Genomic DNA, 18417 nt, shown 5'->3' with positions numbered 1-18417 from the left:
ACCTCGCCGCGGCGAGGTTTTTTTACGCCTGACGAAAGGGCTACTTCACCCGCATACGATACTCAATCATGCCGCTTTTTTCCGCGACCCAGTTATATAGACGCTGGCCCCGAAGGTTGGTCTCATGCGTATGCCAGTACAGGCTGGCCGAATGGCGTTTCCGCGCCTGCCGTTGAACGTACTCAATCAGTTGTTTACCGATATGCTGACCCCGGACGTCCGGATCAACGAATAAATCTTCCAGATAGCAATAGTCGCTTTCGGCCCAGGTGGAGCGGTGGAAGAGATAATGAACGAATCCTACTATCTTTCCCTCACGTTTTGCCACGGCGCAAAACATCGGTTCGACCGGATTTAAAAACCGACTCCAGGTCAGGCGCGTCACCTCCTCCGGAATGTCGACGTGATAAAACGTCTGGTAGCTTTTCCACAGCGGCAGCCACTGGGCAAAGTCGCTATCAGCTGCGGGGAGGAGGGTGATTTGCCCGTGATTAACGTCGCTATTTTGGCTATTCATGGCGGTTCCTTACTTTTATAAACCGGGATGGTCTTTACCTGCCGCTATGGTAGGCGCTCTTCTGGTTCCTAAAAAGTGACACTTTATGTATATTTATAGGGTCCACTTTTAGCTTAACGATCGCCATTGCCTCTATGCCAAAACCTATTGCACCGCTGTTTCAGGAACTGTTGCTCCCGCGCGGCGTTATCAAAGATCAGGTGTATCACGCCCTGCGTAACGCGATTCTGGATGGGCGCTTAACGGCGGGTTCAAAAATTCCCTCCAGCCGGGCGTTGGCAGAGATGATGGCGATCTCCAGGAATTCGGTTATCTCTGGTTTTGACCGCCTGATGGATGAGGGGTATCTGGTGACGCGTAAGGGCGCGGGCACCTTTGTCTGCGAACATATTCCGGATAGCGTCATTAGCGAGTATGAATCGTCGCCACAGCCGGAAACGGCAATAGCCGCCGCAGGGCCGCTTAATCCTGACGTTGCCGCATTGCTGCCATCATGGTCCGAGAGGGAAGAGAGCGGTGAAATGCGTCAGGTTTTTGCCGTCGGTATCGGCTGTACCGATCTCTTCCCGCATGCGTTATGGGGGCGGCTGCTGGGGCGCGTCTGGCGGCAATCGCGCCACGAACTGGGGGCGCACGCCACGGCTTATGGATATCTACCTTTACGACAGGCGATTAGCCACTATATTCAGGCGACGCGCGGCGTAAATTGCCATGAAGATCGGGTTATTATTGTCAATGGTATTCAACAGGCGCTGGCCATTACCGCTCAGGTTTTACTGGAAAAGGGCGATGAAGTCTGGCTCGACGATCCCGGCTATAATGGCGCGCGCGGCGCATTCGCCGCCCGGGGAGCGGTGGTCCGGCCCGTTCGCGTTGACGGTGAAGGCATGGATATTCAGGATGGAATACGTCATTACCCGCAAGCTAAGCTGGTCTATACCGCGCCGTCGCATCAGTTCCCGCTCAGTGGAACGCTTAGCCTGCCAAGAAGGCTTGCTTTGCTGGAATGGGCGCAAGCCAATCGGGCCTGGATATTTGAAGATGATTACAACAGCGAATTCCGCTATGCCGCCCGCTCTTTACAGGCGTTGCAAGGGTTGGATAAACATCAGCGGGTCATCTATTCCGGTACCTTTTCTAAGATGATGTACCCCGAGTTTCGTCTGGGTTTTTTAGTGGTCCCTGAGCATTTGCGCGAACAGTTCGCCATGACGAAATATTACACCGATCTCTGTAGCGGATATCTGGAACAGGCCATTCTGGCGCGTTTTATCCGCGAGGGACACTATGCCAGCCATGTTCGTCGTATCCGTAAAGCCTGTTTTGAGCGAAAAAGCGCGCTGGAGGCGGCGATTGAGCGCTATTTTGCCGGGCGCATGCGGGTGCATCCAACGGATTCGGGAGTGCATATCGTCTGCTGGTTAGCGGATGGTCTAAAGGCAAAAGAGGTCGTCGCTAAGGCGCGCCAGATCGGTTTAGGCGTGCAGAGTTTTGAGCGATATTGCCAGCGGCCGATGTCGCGCGAGGGGGTTTTATTCGGTTTTGCCAACCATCCGCCAGAGGTGCTGCTCGACGGCGTTCGCCGCCTGGCCGGGGTGCTGTAGCGCAGTGATATCGGCGGTCTTTTCCTCGGGATGAATAACGTTGAGTGCCGGGTTAGCATACTTATCTTGATTTAAAACTCGCCCCGTTCAGATAATTGATCTGATGTCAGGGGCGAGTTTTAAAAAAATGACACCGCGCGGGGATTTAACATATACCCACCGCTTTGGTAATAAAATAATCCCTCGGTTCGCGATATGCGACTTCCCTGTTTAATGCGGAGCGGTTAATAAATTAGATATCATCCATGGTATAGCTGACGACGATTTCCAGAGTTTTGCGGATGACGTCCGCGGTTACCACGTCGCGGGTGGTCTCGAGAGCGGTAATTAACCACAGAATAATCGCCTTGTTGCTGAGATGTCCTTCAGACTCAAGAATACTGCTGATAGCCAGCGACATGACCGCGGATTCATCGATCAGCCTGTCGCCTGCGTTGCGGAAATATTCAGAGAGTGCGTTATCGTTCAGGCCTGCGTAAATATCCGGTTGCTGATGCATAGTCTGTCTCATCATATTCTCTACTGTGTTAGTTAAAAGATTGACCGCGAAGGGTCAGTGGATTTTATTTGTACCAGGCCGCGGGGGAGAACCTAATAAAGCATTTTGTTCAGCCCAATTATTTTTAGCGCCTGAAGTACCCAGAGTTATTTTCTTACTACGGCGAGCTACCCTGTTACTGATTTCATCGATAATACGCCCCAGGGCGTTCCGCCGCTTTGAATCCATTTCTCCCGCCTGCATAGCCTGGAGTTTACCAATCAGCGCCTGTTGACTTATAGGCCCCTTACTTTTGAGTAGGGATAAGACCGCTTCTCCAATCAGTAAATCTGTTAATGGATCAAAATCATCGCTATTCATAACTGTATCTCTGATCATCGTCATCTCCATGACTGGGAATTTAGTCGCAAGCCGGTAATCCGTGTCAGATTCTGGCCCATCCCTTATATTTCCTCATTCAGTAACGACTTAAATCACCAGATAGCCGGCGGAACTTTTATTGCTGGTTCTCAAACAGGAGGCCGATCAGCGTTTGATAATGCATTTCTTCTTCAGACCCAGAAGCGACTTCAAGGCGACCCAGCAGTTTTGTACACAGAGATTTGCGATTGAGGTTCCGTCCTTCATTAAGGATATCCATAACAATCTGCCCTAATGTTTCCTGCTGCGAAGGCAGTGACGCTTTATTGAAGTAGTGGGCAATAGCGTTAGCCGTGTCAGGAATGTAACCGTTCTGCTGCATATGTGCTCCTGTCAGTTCAATCATCAGTAAACTTGCGATTAAAGTTATACAATGATCGTCAACTTGTACATAAAAAATGAAAAAAATATGTTAAGTTTTTTGATATTTTTTATAATTTATTGATTTTAAATGAGTTTTAATCTTTGTTATCGTAAGGGTATCGTCATCATAAGATGTACGGCTTGTACAGGTGTACAGGCAGGCAAGAATCGCAGTGAAATGAGTTGGTTAATGTAAATTATTTGTTAATAAGACCAGCTGTTTTACAGGACTTATTGCGGTGGAACTGCTACTGTAATATCTCATTAGTTTTTATCTCTTCTGTCGGAAATTTCATGCTCACTACCATCATTTATCGCAGCCATATCTGCGACAACGTGTCAATTAAATCGCTTGACAGCATGGTTGCTGAAGCAAATGTAAAAAATGGCCAGGAAGAGGTGTCGGGTATTTTGCTTTTTAACGGCACCCATTTTTTTCAATTATTAGAAGGGCCTGAAGAGAAGGTCGAGGGAATTTATCGCCGTATCTGCACAGACCCGCGGCACCATAATCTTGTTGAACTACTCAGGGATCATGGTCCGACGCGGCGCTTTGGCAAAATAGGTATGGAACTCTTTGATTTACGAGAGTATGACCGCGATGAAGTGCTGCAGGTTGTGCTGGATAAAGGGACCACGAAATATCAACTCACCTATGACGACAGAGCGCTCCATTTTTTCCGTACTTTCGTGGAAGCAACGGAAAAGGAGAACTATTACGAGATTCCAGCGGCCGAAAGCTGGGATTTTGTGACGGAAGGGGAAGCCTCGTATCCTGATACGCCGCTGGCGCGGGCCGAATGCAGTTTCGCGTTCCAGCCGGTTATCGACCCGTTTGCGAAAGAGATCGTCTCCGTGGAAGCGCTGCTGCGTACCCCTTCCGGCGAATCGCCGGCGGTCTATTTTGATGGGCTGTCGCGAGAGGAAATGTACTCGACGGACCTCCTCAGCAAGCGTATTGCCTTTGCTATGGCGGGACGTCTGCGCCTGCGTGGACGCACTCTGTCGATTAACCTGCTACCGATGACGTTGGTTAATATTCCCGGGGCTGTCGAATTTCTGCTGGCGGAAATTGAATCCAATGGTTTGATTCCAGAACAAATTATCGTGGAATTCACCGAGAGTGAAGCCATTTCCCGCGTTGATGAATTCACCGATTCCGTACGAAAGCTCAAGTCCGCGGGAATTCGCGTGGCGATCGATCACTTTGGCGCCGGATTTGCCGGGCTTTTGCTGCTGGCCCAGTTTCAGCCGGACCGCATTAAGATTAATCGCCAATTGGTTAAAGATATCCATAAGCACGGCCCAAAACAGGCCATCGTGCAGGCCATTATTAAATGCTGTAATTCGCTGGAAATCGCCATTTCAGCGGTGGGCGTTGAGCAGCCGGAGGAGTGGATGTGGCTGGAGTCCGCGGGCATTATCCATTTCCAGGGTAATTTATTTGCCAGACCGTGTCTGGGGGGAATTCCCGCGGTAGCATGGCCTGAGAAAAAAACAGCGTGGGAGCTTCTTTAAATTTTTTCTGCGGTGGAGTGCATGTTTACGTAAAAAAAACGTAGTGAACGGTAAAATAATTATTCTTTTTTGACCTGTACATTGGCGTCCGACCTGTTTATTTTAACTGTACAAGAAAAGTTAATTGTACAACCTGGCTAAATTAGTTAATTTAGTCGGGAAAGTATTTTCAGGTTAGAGGGCGCTAATGGCATATTACAGCATCGGTGAAGTTGCCGAACGTTGCGGAATCAACCCCGTGACTTTGCGTGCATGGCAGCGGAGATATGGTTTGCTCAAGCCGCAGAGAAGCGAGGGAGGGCACCGCCAGTTTGACGAGGAGGACGTTCAGCGCATTGAGGAAATCAAACGCTGGATCGATCGGGGGGTTTCGGTTGGCAAGGTAAAGGCGCTACTGGAAGGCCAGCAGCCTGAATCGCACGACGCAGCCGTTCTGCTCCAGGAAGAGATGATGTCTCTTCTGCGACTTGTACAGCCCGCGAAATTACGTACCCGCATCATGTCTCTCAGCCATGAATATCCCGTAGATAAACTTATTGACCGGCTTTTTGTCCCGGTGCGCAGCAAGCTCAATCTCGATCAGAACACCTCCCTGGCCATCATCAGTATGCTGGACGGTATCCTGATTGATTGCGTGGCGCTTATTCTTGCGGAGTCGCGCAAAAAGGTGGGTAAAGAGACCCTGCTGGTTGGCTGGGGAAACGAAGATCGTACCCGGTTGTGGCTGGAAGCGTGGCGTTTATCGCAGCGCGCCTGGCACGTCAACGTGCTGGCAGAGCCGCTTGACTCTCCCCGCCCGGAATTATTCCCCGGACAGCATATTTTTGTCTGGACTGGCCGCGCGCTGACCCCTTTGCAGGCAGAATTACTGAGCCACTGGCAAAGCCAGGGCTACACTATCGAGTTTCACGGAGAGTAAGCGAGAGAGGGGGTTAGCAGCGGAACATTTTTAGAGATGTTATTCCGCCGCTTGTCTTCCCGATGCGTGACCAGGTTGGCCGTTCGGTAAACTGTCAGAAATTGCGCTGGGTCCAGGCTTTAAATGTTTCGCTGCGGCTAATATTAAAAAAATCTGTCCGGCCCGAGCAGCCAAGTTTTTTAATTAAGGTCAGGCGAATTTGATAAATTGTTTTAATATGTAAATTCAGCGACTTCCCTATATTTACCATCGCTTCGCCATCGTTCATCAGACGAATCACTTCTTTTTCACGACTGGTAAAAATAATATTTTCTGATTCCCTGTCAGGCTTCTTACCGAACAAGGTAGGGCGGAGAATAAAAGATTTTATCTCAGCCGGCGTGGCGCGCGCAGGAATTCTGTACATCGGCAGCTCGCTCAGAAAGTTTAAATCATTGCCATCGGTGAGCAGGACAAAACGAACTCTTTTGCGATCATAATGATGATTGAGCACCGCATAATAGTTATCGCTGGTGAAAAAGACATATTTTCCATGAAAACAGCCTGGTGATAACGAATCCAGTACCAGCTGTAATCCTTGACGAAGAAGGTTATTGTTAATCCAAAGATCGTAATGATTAAAAAAGTGACCTTGCTTGTCGTTGTTCATTTGTCCTCCGAGGCAGAAATGTTAATGCTGGCTTAATTTAACAAATCACATATCACGCTTAGTGATGACTTTTGGCGCGTAGCATATGCAGCGTTTGGATATATAAGTCGGCGAGAATTTCATTTTTCTCGATATTCAGGCGACGCTGCACCTCAACGATTAAACGATCGTGGCTGACGGCTTCACTCTGCGTCTGGGCCTGCACCATATGTTCGATATTTTTCAGCAAAGCCGAGTTTGCAATAAACTCTGCGGGAATGGTGTTTTTAGTCTGCATGGTATATCTCGAGTCATATTAGGCAATAAATCACCAAACAAAGATGTGGATAGCCATCATCTTTGCGATACGGTTCTTCACCATCTCAAAGGAAATGGTGCGCATTTTTTTAAATCATAAGAATGCTGTAATGCAGGATTTAAAACTTACGTAATAACTATAGTCACGATTTTCAGGATGTACAATTTTTACGAATTAATTTTGTACATTTAGTTTGTTTTTTTAACACCTCATAATAAAGCATTGTTTTTATTAGTTATTATTTGTAAAGATAATGTGAAAAACTTGTACATAGCGGCGTTCTGCGGCGAACGGGCGGTCGTGTCGATGATGGCGCGCGGGTGAGGGCGATGGAGAAGGGAGAGGGTAAACCAGAAAGACAAAGGGGGAAGGGCTCCCCCTTTCGGTTTGAGCGTTACTGCTTCGGCTCTGCGACGACAACGCTTCCCACGCCGCGGTTGTTGTATTCCCACATGCGGTTGAAGTTCGCGTCGTTCAGGTTACGCTGCGGGTTGCCTTTGGCATCCGCGGTACCGGTGTTGCCGCTAAACGGACGGTTAGAAGCGACGGCATCAGCCCACGGTTTGGCAACATTAAAGCCTTCATTAATGACGCTATCGCGAATCACGACCTGGCCGTTGGTGTTGCCGTCAACGTCCAGAGAACGGCCCAGCTGCGCGACGTTATCGCCGGAAGCGGTAAAGCGGCTGTTCACCGCGAGGAAGCCGTAGGTCACGCTCTTAAGGGTCGCCGGAGCAAAAACGTAACCCTCTTTCTGGGTGCGTGAGTTGACCACGCGGAAGTCGGTATTATCGAACACCACCGCCCCACGGCCGGAAACGATGTCGACGTCGCCTTCTATATAGCTGTTACTGACCAGCGTACGGGTCTGACGGTTATCCTGCAGGCGGTTTTGTACGCCGCTGTTGGTCACGAAAAAGGTGTTCTGGCGGCCAAGGATGTTCACGTTGTTAATCTGCACCCGATCGCCATCGCTACGCAGCGCCACGGCCTGATGGGTGCCCGCGTCTACGCTGTCGCCGAGGTTGTTGGCGATAGTCAGGTTCTGCAGCTGGAGATCGTTGTTCTGCGACCAGAAAACCGCTGAGCACATCACACCAATGGTGGCGGTACGTTTGTTCTGGCAGCTGTCGTACATATACCAGGCCGGTTTACCCGGCATATATTTACCGCCCGGATTAACCTGATGACGCCAGGAGACCGGATCCATTTCTGAATCAATTGCGGCGCTAATTTTTACGTCAATCGGCTTCTCGCCGGTGCCGTACAGGGTCAGCGCGCCGGGTGCCGCCGGCACGTAGACGGTGCCGGCATATTCGCCCGGCATAATGGCGATAAACTGGCGACGATTAGAATGGCGGGTAATCGCTGCATCCACCGCGGCCTGAATGGTGGTGTGGGTTACCCCCTGGGTACCCGCAGGCCCAACGACAAAATCCGGCTGCGCCGGGAGGCTGATGGCGGACGGCGTCCACGCAGCGGCGTTCGGATCGAGAGACTGGAAATAGCTCGCCGGTAAAAAGTTCTTCGCCTCATCGGCGGTTAAAACAGGACGAGAGGCCGTGCCCGGCGCAGTCTGCGTTGAGGGCTGTTGATCGGCAGGCGTCGAACTACAGGCGGACAACGTCACGCCAAAGGCCAGCGCCAGCGCCAGGCGGGAAACGGAATATGTGTTCATATTGCTCCGGGCAAGAATAAATTAAGAGGATAAGTCCTTTAAAGCCTGCTGTTTTATACCAACTTAAACGAAACGGGAAGATGTAGCGCAAAAAAGTTGTTTCCTTTACATAGCGAGCGGCTGGAATGGATCGCTTTTGATCACAAATAAATAACATTCGCCGCTGTCGGGTTGACATTTCGCGCGGGATCAAAATAAATGTCTATACAACCCATGACAAGTTGACGGCTATGACACACACCCTTTCCGAACGCGTAATCTGGCGAAACGCCCGCCTTGCCACACTCGACCCCCGTTCCTCTCAGCCTTACGGGCTGCTGGATCATCATGCGCTGCTGGTACGCAACGGACGTATCGAAGCGATTGTGCCAGAAGGCGAGGCGCCCGCAGGGCAGAGTATTGACCTCGGCGGCAGACTGCTTACGCCGGGGCTGATTGATTGCCATACGCACCTGGTCTTCGGCGGCAGCCGGGCGCAGGAGTGGGAGCAGCGCCTCAACGGCGTCTCCTACCAGACCATTAGCGCCAACGGCGGCGGCATTAACGCGACCGTGCGCGCCACCCGCGATAGCAGCGAAGCCGAACTGCTGGCGCTGGCCCGGCAGCGGCTGGCTCTTCTGCTGCGCGAAGGCGTCACTACGCTCGAGATTAAATCCGGCTACGGGCTGGATCTCGCAAACGAGCGCAAAATGCTGCGGGTCGTACAGCAGCTTGCCGCGACGCATGCCGTCGAGGTTTCGCCAACGCTGCTCTCCGCCCACGCCACGCCGCCGGAATATAAAGGCGACCCGGACGGCTATATCAATCTGGTGTGTGAAACCATTCTACCCACGCTGTGGGAAGAGGGGCTATTTGAAAGCGTCGATGCCTTCTGCGAAAACGTTGGCTTTAGCCCGACGCAAACGGAACGGATTTACAGCACGGCCCAGGCATTGGGTATTCCGGTAAAAGGACACGTCGAGCAGCTCTCTTCGCTGGGCGGCGCCGAATTAGTGAGCCGCTATCACGGTCTTTCCGCCGACCATATCGAATACCTGACGCCGGAAGGCGTGGCGGCGATGAGCCGCAGCGGCACCGTGGCGGTGCTCCTGCCCGGCGCGTTCTATTTCCTTAACGAAACCCGCAGGCCGCCGGTTGAACTGCTGCGTGAATATCAGGTCCCGATGGCGGTGGCGACGGACTACAATCCCGGCACCAGCCCCTTTGCCAGCCTGCATCTGGCGATGAATATGGCCTGCGTGAAATTTGGCTTAACGCCGGAGGAGGCGTGGGCAGGCGTGACGCGTCATGCGGCGCAGGCGCTGGGCCGCCAGGCGAGCCACGGCCAGCTGGCGCCGGGCTTTGTTGCCGATTTCGCTATCTGGGATGCGGAGCATCCGGTGGAGATGGTTTATGAGCCCGGGCGCAGTCCGCTCTGGCAGCGCGTCGTTCGTGGAGAAATCGTATGAAGCTATGGCAACCTACCCCCGCCGCGCTTTGGCAGGGACGCGACGACAGCGCGGAGGCGGCCAACGCGCTGCGCCTGTTTCAGACTATCGTCCGGGCCGAGCGTTTTGAGCCGGAGATGCTGGCTGGCGACATTGCCCTGCTGGGATTCGCCTGTGATGAAGGGGTTCGGCGCAATAAAGGGCGCACCGGCGCTGAAAGGGGGCCGGAAACCCTGCGCCGGGCGCTGGCCAATATGGCCAGCCATGACGGACATGACCGCTGCGTGGATATGGGGACTATCCATGTGGCGGACGACGCGCTGGAGGCGGCGCAGCAGGCGCTGCGCGAAGCGGTAACCGCCTGCCAACGCGCGGGCAAGCGTACGCTGGTCCTCGGCGGCGGTCATGAGACGGCCTTCGGCCACGGCGCCGGGGTTCTGGACGCGTTTCCCGGGGAGGAGGTCGGCATTATTAATCTTGACGCGCATCTGGATTTACGTATCGCCGACCGGGCCAGCTCCGGTACGCCATTCCGTCAGCTGGCGCTGGCCTGCGAAGCGCAGCGGCGCGCTTTTCATTACGCCTGCATCGGCGTGAGCCGCGCCGCCAATACCCAGGCGCTGCTGGACGAGGCCGCCCGCCGCGGGGTGACGATTATCGAAGATCTCGATGTGCTTAACGCTTTCGAAGCGCGAGCGATCCCGGAACTCGCGCGTAATATCGCCCGCTACGATCGCCTGTATCTGACTATCGATCTCGACGTGCTGCCCGCGCGCGAAATGCCCGCCGTCTCCGCGCCTGCCGCGCTCGGCATCCCGTTGGCCACGCTGCTGCGCATCGTCGAGCCGCTGTGCCGCAGCGGTAAGCTCCAGGCGGTGGATCTGGTGGAGTTTAACCCGCAGTACGATATTGATAGCCAGGGAGCCCGCGCGGCAGCGCGTCTGGCGTGGCAAATCGCCCATTGGTGGCAGTAGCGATTCAGTATATTCTGGACGTTTCGCGCCCATTCGCACAAGGAAGCCCGGCCATGTTCTCATCGCAACCTCGTTCCGCGCCTGCGCCTTTCTATGAAAAGGTGAAACAGGCTATCAGCGAAAAGATCCACAGCGGCGTCTGGCGTCCGCACGATCGCATTCCTTCGGAGGCGGAACTGGTGGCGCAGTTTGGCTTTAGCCGGATGACCATCAATCGGGCGCTGCGCGAACTGACTGATGAAGGCCTGCTGGTGCGATTACAGGGGGTAGGGACGTTTGTCGCAGAGCCGAAAGGGCAGTCGGCGCTGTTTGAAGTGCGCAGCATCGCCGAAGAAATTGCCTCTCGTCATCATCAGCACCGCTGTGAAGTATTGCTGCTGGAGGAAACGCAGGCCGACCTGATTCAGGCCGCGGCGCTGAACGTGGCCGCCGGTACGCGGATTTTCCATTCGCTAATGGTGCATTTTGAAAACGACGTCCCGGTACAGATTGAGGACCGCTGCGTCAACGCCGCCGTGGTGCCGGACTATCTGCGTCAGGACTATACCGCCACCACGCCCCACGACTACCTGTCGCTCATCGCCCCGCTGACCGAAGGGGAGCATATTGTCGAGGCGGTGCAGGCAACGGCTGAGGAGTGCGCGCTGTTGCACATTCACGCGCACGACCCCTGTCTGCTGATCCGCCGCCGCACCTGGTCCACTACCCATATCGTCTCCCACGCGCGTCTGCTTTTCCCCGGCAGCCGCTACCGTCTGCAGGGCCATTTTGCTTCCTGATCTTCCTGCGCGTCGGCAAAACGTGATTGCTGACGCAATATAACAAAAATGTATCATTTGTGTTAAATCCTGGCTTGCGCATGCTTGTATAGACAAGTATATGTATCTACGTACACAACGTTAATTGTCAGGAGAAACCCCCGATGTCGCAAAGCAAATACCGCCAGCAGGACGTCCGTGCACCGCGTGGCACGACGCTAAATGCGAAGAGCTGGCTGACCGAAGCTCCGCTGCGTATGCTCATGAATAACCTCGATCCGGATGTCGCCGAAAACCCGCATGAGCTGGTGGTGTACGGCGGTATCGGGCGCGCGGCGCGCAACTGGGAATGCTACGACGCCATCGTGAAGGCGCTGAAAAACCTGGAGAGCGACGAAACCCTGCTGGTGCAGTCCGGTAAGCCGGTGGGCGTATTCAAAACCCATGAAAATTCGCCGCGGGTGCTGATCGCCAACTCCAACCTGGTGCCGCACTGGGCAACCTGGGAACACTTTAACGAACTGGATGCTAAAGGGCTGGCGATGTACGGTCAGATGACCGCCGGCAGCTGGATCTATATCGGCAGCCAGGGCATCGTGCAGGGCACCTATGAAACCTTCGTTGAAGCCGGGCGCCAGCACTACCAGGGCAGCCTGAAGGGGCGCTGGGTATTAACAGCAGGTCTGGGCGGCATGGGCGGCGCGCAGCCGCTGGCCGCGACCTTAGCGGGCGCCTGCTCGCTGAATATTGAATGCCAGCAGAGCCGTATCGATTTCCGCCTGCGTACCCGCTACGTTGACGAACAGGCGACGTCGCTGGATGACGCCCTGGCGCGCATCAAAAAATACACCGCCGAAGGCCGGGCGATCTCGATCGCCCTGTGCGGCAACGCGGCCGACATCGTGCCGGAAATGGTCAAGCGCGGCGTGCGCCCGGATATGGTGACCGATCAGACCAGCGCCCACGACCCGCTGCACGGCTATTTGCCGAAAGGCTGGAGCTGGGAAGAGTACCAGGCTAAAGCCGAGTCGGACCCGCGGGGCACTATCCTGGCGGCGAAGCGCTCAATGGCTGACCACGTTCAGGCGATGCTGGCTTTCCACGACATGGGCGTGCCGACGTTTGACTACGGGAATAACATTCGCCAGATGGCCCAGGAGATGGGCGTTGACAACGCGTTTGCTTTCCCCGGTTTTGTACCCGCCTATATCCGCCCGTTGTTCTGCCGCGGCATCGGCCCGTTCCGCTGGGTGGCCCTGTCCGGCGACCCGCAGGACATCTATAAAACCGACGCTAAAGTGAAAGAGATCGTTAAAGACGATAAGCACCTGCACCACTGGCTGGATATGGCGCGCGAGCGTATCAGCTTCCAGGGACTACCGGCGCGTATCTGCTGGGTAGGCCTCGAGTGGCGGCAGAAGCTGGGGCTGGCGTTTAACGAAATGGTGCGCAGCGGCGAACTCTCCGCGCCTATTGTCATTGGCCGCGACCACCTTGACTCCGGCTCCGTCGCCAGCCCGAACCGCGAAACGGAAGCGATGCGCGATGGTTCCGACGCCGTTTCCGACTGGCCGCTGCTCAACGCTTTGCTTAACACCGCCAGCGGCGCGACCTGGGTGTCGCTGCACCACGGCGGCGGGGTAGGGATGGGCTTTTCGCAGCACTCCGGCATGGTTATCGTCTGCGACGGTACCGATGAAGCGGCGGCGCGTATCGCCCGGGTGCTGCACAACGATCCGGCGACCGGCGTGATGCGCCATGCCGATGCGGGTTACGATATCGCGATTGAGTGCGCGACAGAACAAGGTTTGAATCTTCCGATGGTGGCAGCAACGCAGGGGCACGCTAAATGAACGCTTTAACACTGATTCCGGGTCAACTCAGCCTGTCGCAGCTGCGCGACGTCTACAGTCAGCCACTAAAGCTCGCCCTCGACGAAAGCGCGTTCGCGGCGATTGATGACAGCGTCGCCTGCGTTAACGCCATTCTGGCGGAAGGCCGCACCGCCTACGGCATCAACACCGGTTTTGGCCTGCTGGCGCAAACCCGCATCTCTACCGAAGACCTGGAAAACCTGCAGCGCTCGCTGGTGCTGTCGCACGCGGCGGGAGTAGGCGATCCGCTGGATGACGACCTCGCGCGTCTGATTATGGTGCTGAAAATTAACAGCCTGTCGCGCGGTTTTTCCGGGATTCGCCTGAGCGTGATCCAGGCGCTGATTGGCCTGGTCAACGCGGGCGTGACGCCGTGGATCCCAGCGAAGGGATCGGTCGGCGCGTCCGGCGATCTCGCGCCGCTGGCGCATATGTCCTTAACCCTGCTTGGCGAAGGGAAAGCGCGGGTGCGCGGCGGGGAGTGGCTGCCGGCGACGGAAGCGCTGCGTCAGGCGGGGCTTGAGCCGATTACTCTGGCGGCGAAAGAGGGGTTGGCGCTGCTCAACGGCACCCAGGCCTCGACGGCGTTTGCCCTGCGCGGCCTGTTCGAAGCCGAAGATCTATTCTCTTCCGCGGTGGTCTGCGGGGCGTTAACCACCGAGGCGGCGCTCGGGTCGCGCCGGCCGTTTGACCCGCGCATTCATGAAGCGCGCGGCCAGCGCGGGCAGATTGACGCCGCGGCGCTCTATCGCCATCTGCTGACCGACGACAGCGCTATTTCCCAGTCGCACCATAACTGCACCAAGGTGCAGGACCCGTATTCTCTGCGCTGTCAGCCGCAGGTGATGGGGGCCTGCCTGACCCAGCTTCGCCAGGCGGCGGAGGTGCTGCTGGTGGAAGCCAACGCGGTATCCGACAACCCGCTGGTATTTGCCAGCGAGAATGACGTGATTTCCGGCGGTAACTTCCACGCCGAACCGGTGGCGATGGCGGCGGATAATATCGCGCTGGCGATTGCCGAGATCGGCTCGCTCTCCGAGCGCCGCATCGCCCTGATGATGGACAGCCATATGTCGCAGCTGCCGCCGTTCCTCGTGAAAAACGGCGGCGTCAACTCCGGCTTTATGATTGCCCAGGTGACGGCGGCGGCGCTGGCCAGCGAGAACAAAGCGCTGTCGCATCCGCACAGCGTGGACAGTCTGCCGACCTCCGCCAACCAGGAGGACCACGTTTCCATGGCGCCAGCCGCCGGGCGTCGCCTGTGGGCGATGGCGGAAAATACCCGCGGTGTGCTGGCCGTTGAGTGGCTGGCTTCCGTACAGGGGCTGGATATGCGCGAAGGCCTGACCAGTAGCCCGCTGCTGGAAGAGGCGCGGCACCTGCTGCGCGAACGGGTCACCCATTACACCGAGGATCGTTTCTTCGCCCCGGATATCGAAAACGCCATTGCGCTTCTGGCGGCGCGTCATCTGACGCGGCTGCTGCCCGCCGTGCTCTAAACCATCGCTGTTCTCTGTACCCGCGCCGGGAAGATCGCTTCTTCCCGGCCGCCCTACACGCATATTTGTCGTCGTATAAAAACTATCAGGACACTTGCATATGCAACAACAAAACAAGCCACACCTGCTGCGCGGGCTGAACGCCCGGCACATTCGTTTTATCGCGCTCGGCTCCGCCATCGGTACCGGGCTATTTTACGGCTCGGCATCGGCGATCAAAGCCGCGGGTCCGGCGGTACTGCTGGCCTATCTGATCGGCGGCGCGGCGGTGTTTATCGTGATGCGCGCGCTGGGGGAAATGGCGGTGCGTAACCCCGTTTCCGGCTCCTTCAGCAGCTACGCGCGCCAGTATCTTGGCCCGCTGGCGGGGTTTATCACCGGTTGGACCTACACTTTTGAAATGGTGATCGTCGCCCTCGCGGACGTTACCGCTTTCGGCATCTATATGGGGCTGTGGTATCCCGATGTTCCGCGCTGGATCTGGGTGCTGAGCATTATCTTTTTTATCGGCGCCATGAACCTGTGCAGCGTGCGCGTTTTTGGCGAGATGGAGTTCTGGCTGTCGTTGATTAAAGTGGTGGCGATTATCGCCATGATTGTGGCGGGCGGCAGTATTATTTTCTTCGGGTTCGGTAACGCTTTCCCGGCAACCGGGCTGGAGAACCTATGGAGCCATGGCGGCTTTGCCCCTAACGGCTGGGAGGGGATTATTGCCTCGCTCGGTATCGTGATGTTCGCCTTTGGCGGCGTCGAGATTATCGGCGTCACCGCGGCGGAAGCGAAGAATCCGCAGAAGGTGATCCCGCAGGCGATCAACACTATCCCGCTGCGTATCGTGCTGTTCTATGTCTGCACCCTGGCCATTCTGATGGCGATATTCCCGTGGAACAGCTTCGGCGAGCGGGGCAGTCCGTTCGTGCTGATTTTTGATGGTCTGGGTATTCCAGCGGCGGCCACCATCCTGAATATCATCGTCATCAGCGCCAGTATTTCGGCGATCAACAGCGATATTTTCGGCGCGGGGCGCATGATGTACGGTATGGCGAAAGAGGGGCTGGCGCCGAAGAGCTTCCAGCGTATCGCCAGCAACGGCGTGCCGTGGATGACGGTGGTGGTGATGGGCGTGGCGCTGCTGGCGGCGGTGGTGTTGAACTACCTGATGCCGGAGCAGGTGTTTGTGCTGATTGCCTCACTGGCGGCCTTCGCGACGGTATGGGTCTGGGTGATGATCCTGCTGGCTCACTTTGCGATGCGTCGCGGCCTGTCCGCTGAAGAGCGCGGCAATATCGCGTTCCCGGTGCCGTTGTGGCCGGTTGCCCCGCTGCTGACGCTGCTGTTTATGGGGCTGGTCATCGCGGTGCTGGGAATGGTGGAGGAGACGCGGATTGCGCTGATCGCCGGTCTGGTATGGCTTGGACTGCTGACGGCGGTGTGGTTTGCGCGTGTGCGCAAAAACGCCGTACTGGCGGTAACAGAGTAGTTATTGTTTTGGTTTTCCCGGGTTGCGGCTGACGCCTTACCCGGGCTACCCAATCGCACTCACCTGTAGCCCGGATAAGGCGTTTACGCCGCAATCCGGGATCGTTAGCTAAACAGGGCGGTAATCGATGCGCTGCCGAGGCTGTGGAAATGGACGTTAAAGCCGACCATCGCGCCGCTTGCGCCCTCATCGACGGCAATCTTTTCGACGTCCAGCGCGTGGACGGTAAAGATATAGCGATGGGTCTCGCCCTTTGGCGGCGCCGCGCCGCCGTATCCGGCCTGGCCAAAATCGGTGCGGGTCTGAATCGCTTCTTCGGGCAGTTCCGCCTGTCCGGAGCCCGCCCCCTGCGGTAGCACGCGGGTATCGGCCGGCAGGTTGGCCACCACCCAGTGCCACCAGCCGGAGCCGGTCGGCGCATCGGGATCGAAACAGGTCACCACAAAGCTTTTGGTTCCGGCCGGGACATCGTCCCACGCCAGATGCGGCGAAATATTATCGCCATCGTAGCCCATGCCGTTGAAGACATGACGATTGGGCAGCTTCTCGCCATCCTGCAAATCATGACTGATTAATTTCATCGTCTTTCCTCGCATTAATTCACTGATTAGCGAAGAAGTGTAGCGCGTGAGCCGCGCCTTTACCGTCTCTTATTCGCTAAAAAATGTTTCATCCTGAACAGCGATGTTAACCGCCCGCGTCAGGCGGCTCAGCTGCTCCGGCGTAATGATGTACGGCGGCATCAGGTAGATCAGGCGACCGAACGGGCGGATCCACACGCCTTGCTCGACGAAAAAGCGCTGCAGGGCGGCCATGTTGACCGATCGATGCGTCTCGACCACGCCAATCGCTCCCAGTACCCGCACATCGGCAACCTGCTCTGATTCGCGCGCCGGCGCCAGCTCGGCGTTGAGCTGCGCTTCAATGGCCGCCACCTGCTGCAGCCATTCGCCGCTTTCCAGCAGGCGCAGGCTCTCGGTCGCCACCGCGCAGGCCAGCGGGTTGCCCATAAAGGTCGGGCCGTGCATAAAGCAGCCGGCTTGACCGTCGCTGATGGTTGCCGCCACCTGACGGGTGGTGAGGGTGGCGGAGAGCGTCATGGTGCCGCCGGTCAGCGCTTTGCCGAGGCACAGAATATCCGCCGCGATACCCGCGTGCTCGCAGGCGAACAGCTTACCCGTCCGGCCAAAGCCGGTGGCAATCTCATCGGCAATCAGCAGAATGCCTTCGCGATCGCACATCTTGCGGATCCGCCTGAGCCATTCGGGATGGTACATCCGCATGCCGCCCGCGCCCTGGACAATCGGCTCGAGGATCACCGCGGCGATTTCATGACGATGGGCGGCCATCAGTCGGGCGAACGGCACGATATCCCGCTCATCCCACTCGCCGTCAAAGCGGCTTTGCGGCGCCGGGGCGAAGAGATTATCGGGTAAATAACCCTGCCACAGGCTGTGCATTGAGTTCGCCGGATCGCAGACCGACATCGCGCCGAAGGTATCGCCATGATAGCCGTTGCGGAAGGTGAGAAAGCGCCGGCGCGGGTCGCCCTTCGCCTGCCAGTACTGAAGCGCCATTTTCATCGCCACTTCAACGGCGACGGAACCGGAATCGGCGAGGAATACGCACTCAAGGCTTTCCGGCGTCATCGCCACCAGCTGGCGGCACAGGGCGATCGCGGGAGGGTGAACGATCCCGCCGAACATCACGTGCGACATCTGCTCAATCTGCGCTTTCATCGCCGTGTTCAGCCGCGGGTGGTTGTAGCCGTGAATGGCCGCCCACCAGGACGACATGCCGTCAACCAGCTGCCCGCCGTCGGCGAGGGTCAGCTCACAGCCGTGGGCGGCCACCACCGGATAGACCGGCAGCGGCGAAGTCATTGAAGTGTAAGGGTGCCAGATGTGGCGCCGATCGAAAGCGAGATCGTCCATTGTCAT

At 56.4% G+C, this 18417-nt stretch carries 18 protein-coding genes; 9 read left to right on the top strand and 9 right to left on the bottom strand.

From position 1 onward, the window contains the following. Positions 1-40: 40 nt before the first annotated feature. Entirely contained in the window at positions 41-517 is a 477-nt protein-coding gene (locus ACE3MN_RS18420; RefSeq protein ID WP_004134978.1) for a GNAT family N-acetyltransferase, read from the bottom strand. 134 nt (positions 518-651) lie between these two features. Here ACE3MN_RS18420 and ACE3MN_RS18415 point away from each other — a divergent pair, with 134 nt between their 5' ends. After that, a complete protein-coding gene (locus ACE3MN_RS18415; RefSeq protein WP_102650071.1) occupies positions 652-2121 on the top strand; it encodes a PLP-dependent aminotransferase family protein in 1470 nt (489 codons plus the stop codon). A 232-nt stretch (positions 2122-2353) separates the two neighbouring features. On the opposite strand, the gene ACE3MN_RS18410 is transcribed toward ACE3MN_RS18415, so the two are convergent. The 3 genes from ACE3MN_RS18410 to ycgZ all read right to left on the bottom strand — a co-directional run bounded on the left by ACE3MN_RS18410 (position 2354) and on the right by ycgZ (position 3362). Further along, the gene (locus tag ACE3MN_RS18410; RefSeq protein WP_004134971.1) at positions 2354-2620 is read right to left on the bottom strand and encodes a biofilm development regulator YmgB/AriR family protein; all 267 of its coding nucleotides are present in this window, start codon (positions 2618-2620) and stop codon (positions 2354-2356) included. Positions 2621-2674: 54 nt separating this feature from the next. Further along, positions 2675-2998, bottom strand: a complete 324-nt coding sequence (locus ACE3MN_RS18405; RefSeq protein ID WP_004134969.1) for a hypothetical protein — start codon at positions 2996-2998, stop codon at positions 2675-2677. 118 nt (positions 2999-3116) lie between these two features. Beyond that, positions 3117-3362, bottom strand: coding sequence for a regulatory protein YcgZ (gene ycgZ, locus ACE3MN_RS18400; RefSeq protein ID WP_004134967.1), 246 nt, complete (start codon positions 3360-3362; stop codon positions 3117-3119). Between the two features lie 335 nt (positions 3363-3697). On the opposite strand from ycgZ, the gene ACE3MN_RS18395 reads away from it, so the two are divergent. Together ACE3MN_RS18395 and ACE3MN_RS18390 are read left to right on the top strand one after the other, a co-directional pair. Then, positions 3698-4921 carry a diguanylate phosphodiesterase gene (locus ACE3MN_RS18395; protein ID WP_024360154.1) on the top strand — a complete coding sequence of 408 codons (1224 nt, stop codon included), beginning with the start codon at positions 3698-3700 and terminating at the stop codon, positions 4919-4921. A gap of 187 nt (positions 4922-5108) precedes the next feature. Continuing rightward, on the top strand, positions 5109-5840 hold the full coding sequence (locus ACE3MN_RS18390; RefSeq protein WP_004134962.1) for a MerR family transcriptional regulator: 732 nt from the start codon (positions 5109-5111) through the stop codon (positions 5838-5840). Between the two features lie 94 nt (positions 5841-5934). Here the strand turns inward: ACE3MN_RS18390 and ACE3MN_RS18385 are convergent, their stop codons facing one another. The 3 genes from ACE3MN_RS18385 to ACE3MN_RS18375 all read right to left on the bottom strand — a co-directional run bounded on the left by ACE3MN_RS18385 (position 5935) and on the right by ACE3MN_RS18375 (position 8465). Next, a complete protein-coding gene (locus ACE3MN_RS18385) occupies positions 5935-6489 on the bottom strand; it encodes a LuxR C-terminal-related transcriptional regulator (RefSeq protein WP_004134961.1) in 555 nt (184 codons plus the stop codon). A gap of 58 nt (positions 6490-6547) precedes the next feature. Then, positions 6548-6766 (bottom strand): hypothetical protein, encoded by a 219-nt coding sequence (locus ACE3MN_RS18380; protein ID WP_004134960.1) that lies wholly within the window; start codon positions 6764-6766, stop codon positions 6548-6550. Between the two features lie 415 nt (positions 6767-7181). Next, positions 7182-8465, bottom strand: coding sequence for a putative acyl-CoA thioester hydrolase (locus ACE3MN_RS18375; RefSeq protein WP_004134959.1), 1284 nt, complete (start codon positions 8463-8465; stop codon positions 7182-7184). A gap of 230 nt (positions 8466-8695) precedes the next feature. On the opposite strand from ACE3MN_RS18375, the gene hutI reads away from it, so the two are divergent. The 6 genes from hutI (at position 8696) to ACE3MN_RS18345 (ending at position 16477) form a co-directional block, all read left to right on the top strand. Next, positions 8696-9913, top strand: a complete 1218-nt coding sequence (gene hutI, locus ACE3MN_RS18370) for an imidazolonepropionase (RefSeq protein WP_102650070.1) — start codon at positions 8696-8698, stop codon at positions 9911-9913. Further along, positions 9910-10866, top strand: coding sequence for a formimidoylglutamase (gene hutG / locus ACE3MN_RS18365; protein ID WP_049086684.1), 957 nt, complete (start codon positions 9910-9912; stop codon positions 10864-10866). The genes hutI and hutG overlap by 4 nt, the downstream gene beginning before the upstream one ends. A gap of 53 nt (positions 10867-10919) precedes the next feature. Next, on the top strand, positions 10920-11645 hold the full coding sequence (locus ACE3MN_RS18360; RefSeq protein ID WP_004134948.1) for a histidine utilization repressor: 726 nt from the start codon (positions 10920-10922) through the stop codon (positions 11643-11645). A 143-nt stretch (positions 11646-11788) separates the two neighbouring features. Further along, positions 11789-13477: a urocanate hydratase gene (hutU, locus tag ACE3MN_RS18355; protein WP_049086685.1), complete on the top strand. Its 1689-nt coding sequence runs from the start codon at positions 11789-11791 to the stop codon at positions 13475-13477. Beyond that, positions 13474-14997, top strand: a complete 1524-nt coding sequence (hutH, locus tag ACE3MN_RS18350) for a histidine ammonia-lyase (protein WP_082237408.1) — start codon at positions 13474-13476, stop codon at positions 14995-14997. Before hutU ends, hutH begins: the two co-directional genes overlap by 4 nt. A 100-nt stretch (positions 14998-15097) precedes the next feature. Then, positions 15098-16477, top strand: a complete 1380-nt coding sequence (locus ACE3MN_RS18345) for an amino acid permease (protein ID WP_049086687.1) — start codon at positions 15098-15100, stop codon at positions 16475-16477. A gap of 104 nt (positions 16478-16581) precedes the next feature. On the opposite strand, the gene ACE3MN_RS18340 is transcribed toward ACE3MN_RS18345, so the two are convergent. Beyond that, entirely contained in the window at positions 16582-17058 is a 477-nt protein-coding gene (locus ACE3MN_RS18340; RefSeq protein WP_004132457.1) for a kinase inhibitor, read from the bottom strand. A 69-nt stretch (positions 17059-17127) separates the two neighbouring features. Continuing rightward, the gene (gene bioA / locus ACE3MN_RS18335) at positions 17128-18417 is read right to left on the bottom strand and encodes an adenosylmethionine--8-amino-7-oxononanoate transaminase (protein ID WP_102650077.1); all 1290 of its coding nucleotides are present in this window, start codon (positions 18415-18417) and stop codon (positions 17128-17130) included.

This window comes from Klebsiella grimontii, from assembly GCF_042137965.1.
Classification (GTDB): domain Bacteria; phylum Pseudomonadota; class Gammaproteobacteria; order Enterobacterales; family Enterobacteriaceae; genus Klebsiella; species Klebsiella grimontii.
The sequence above is the reverse complement of the archived record's forward strand: the minus strand, read 5'-3'. Positions and strand labels throughout refer to the sequence as shown.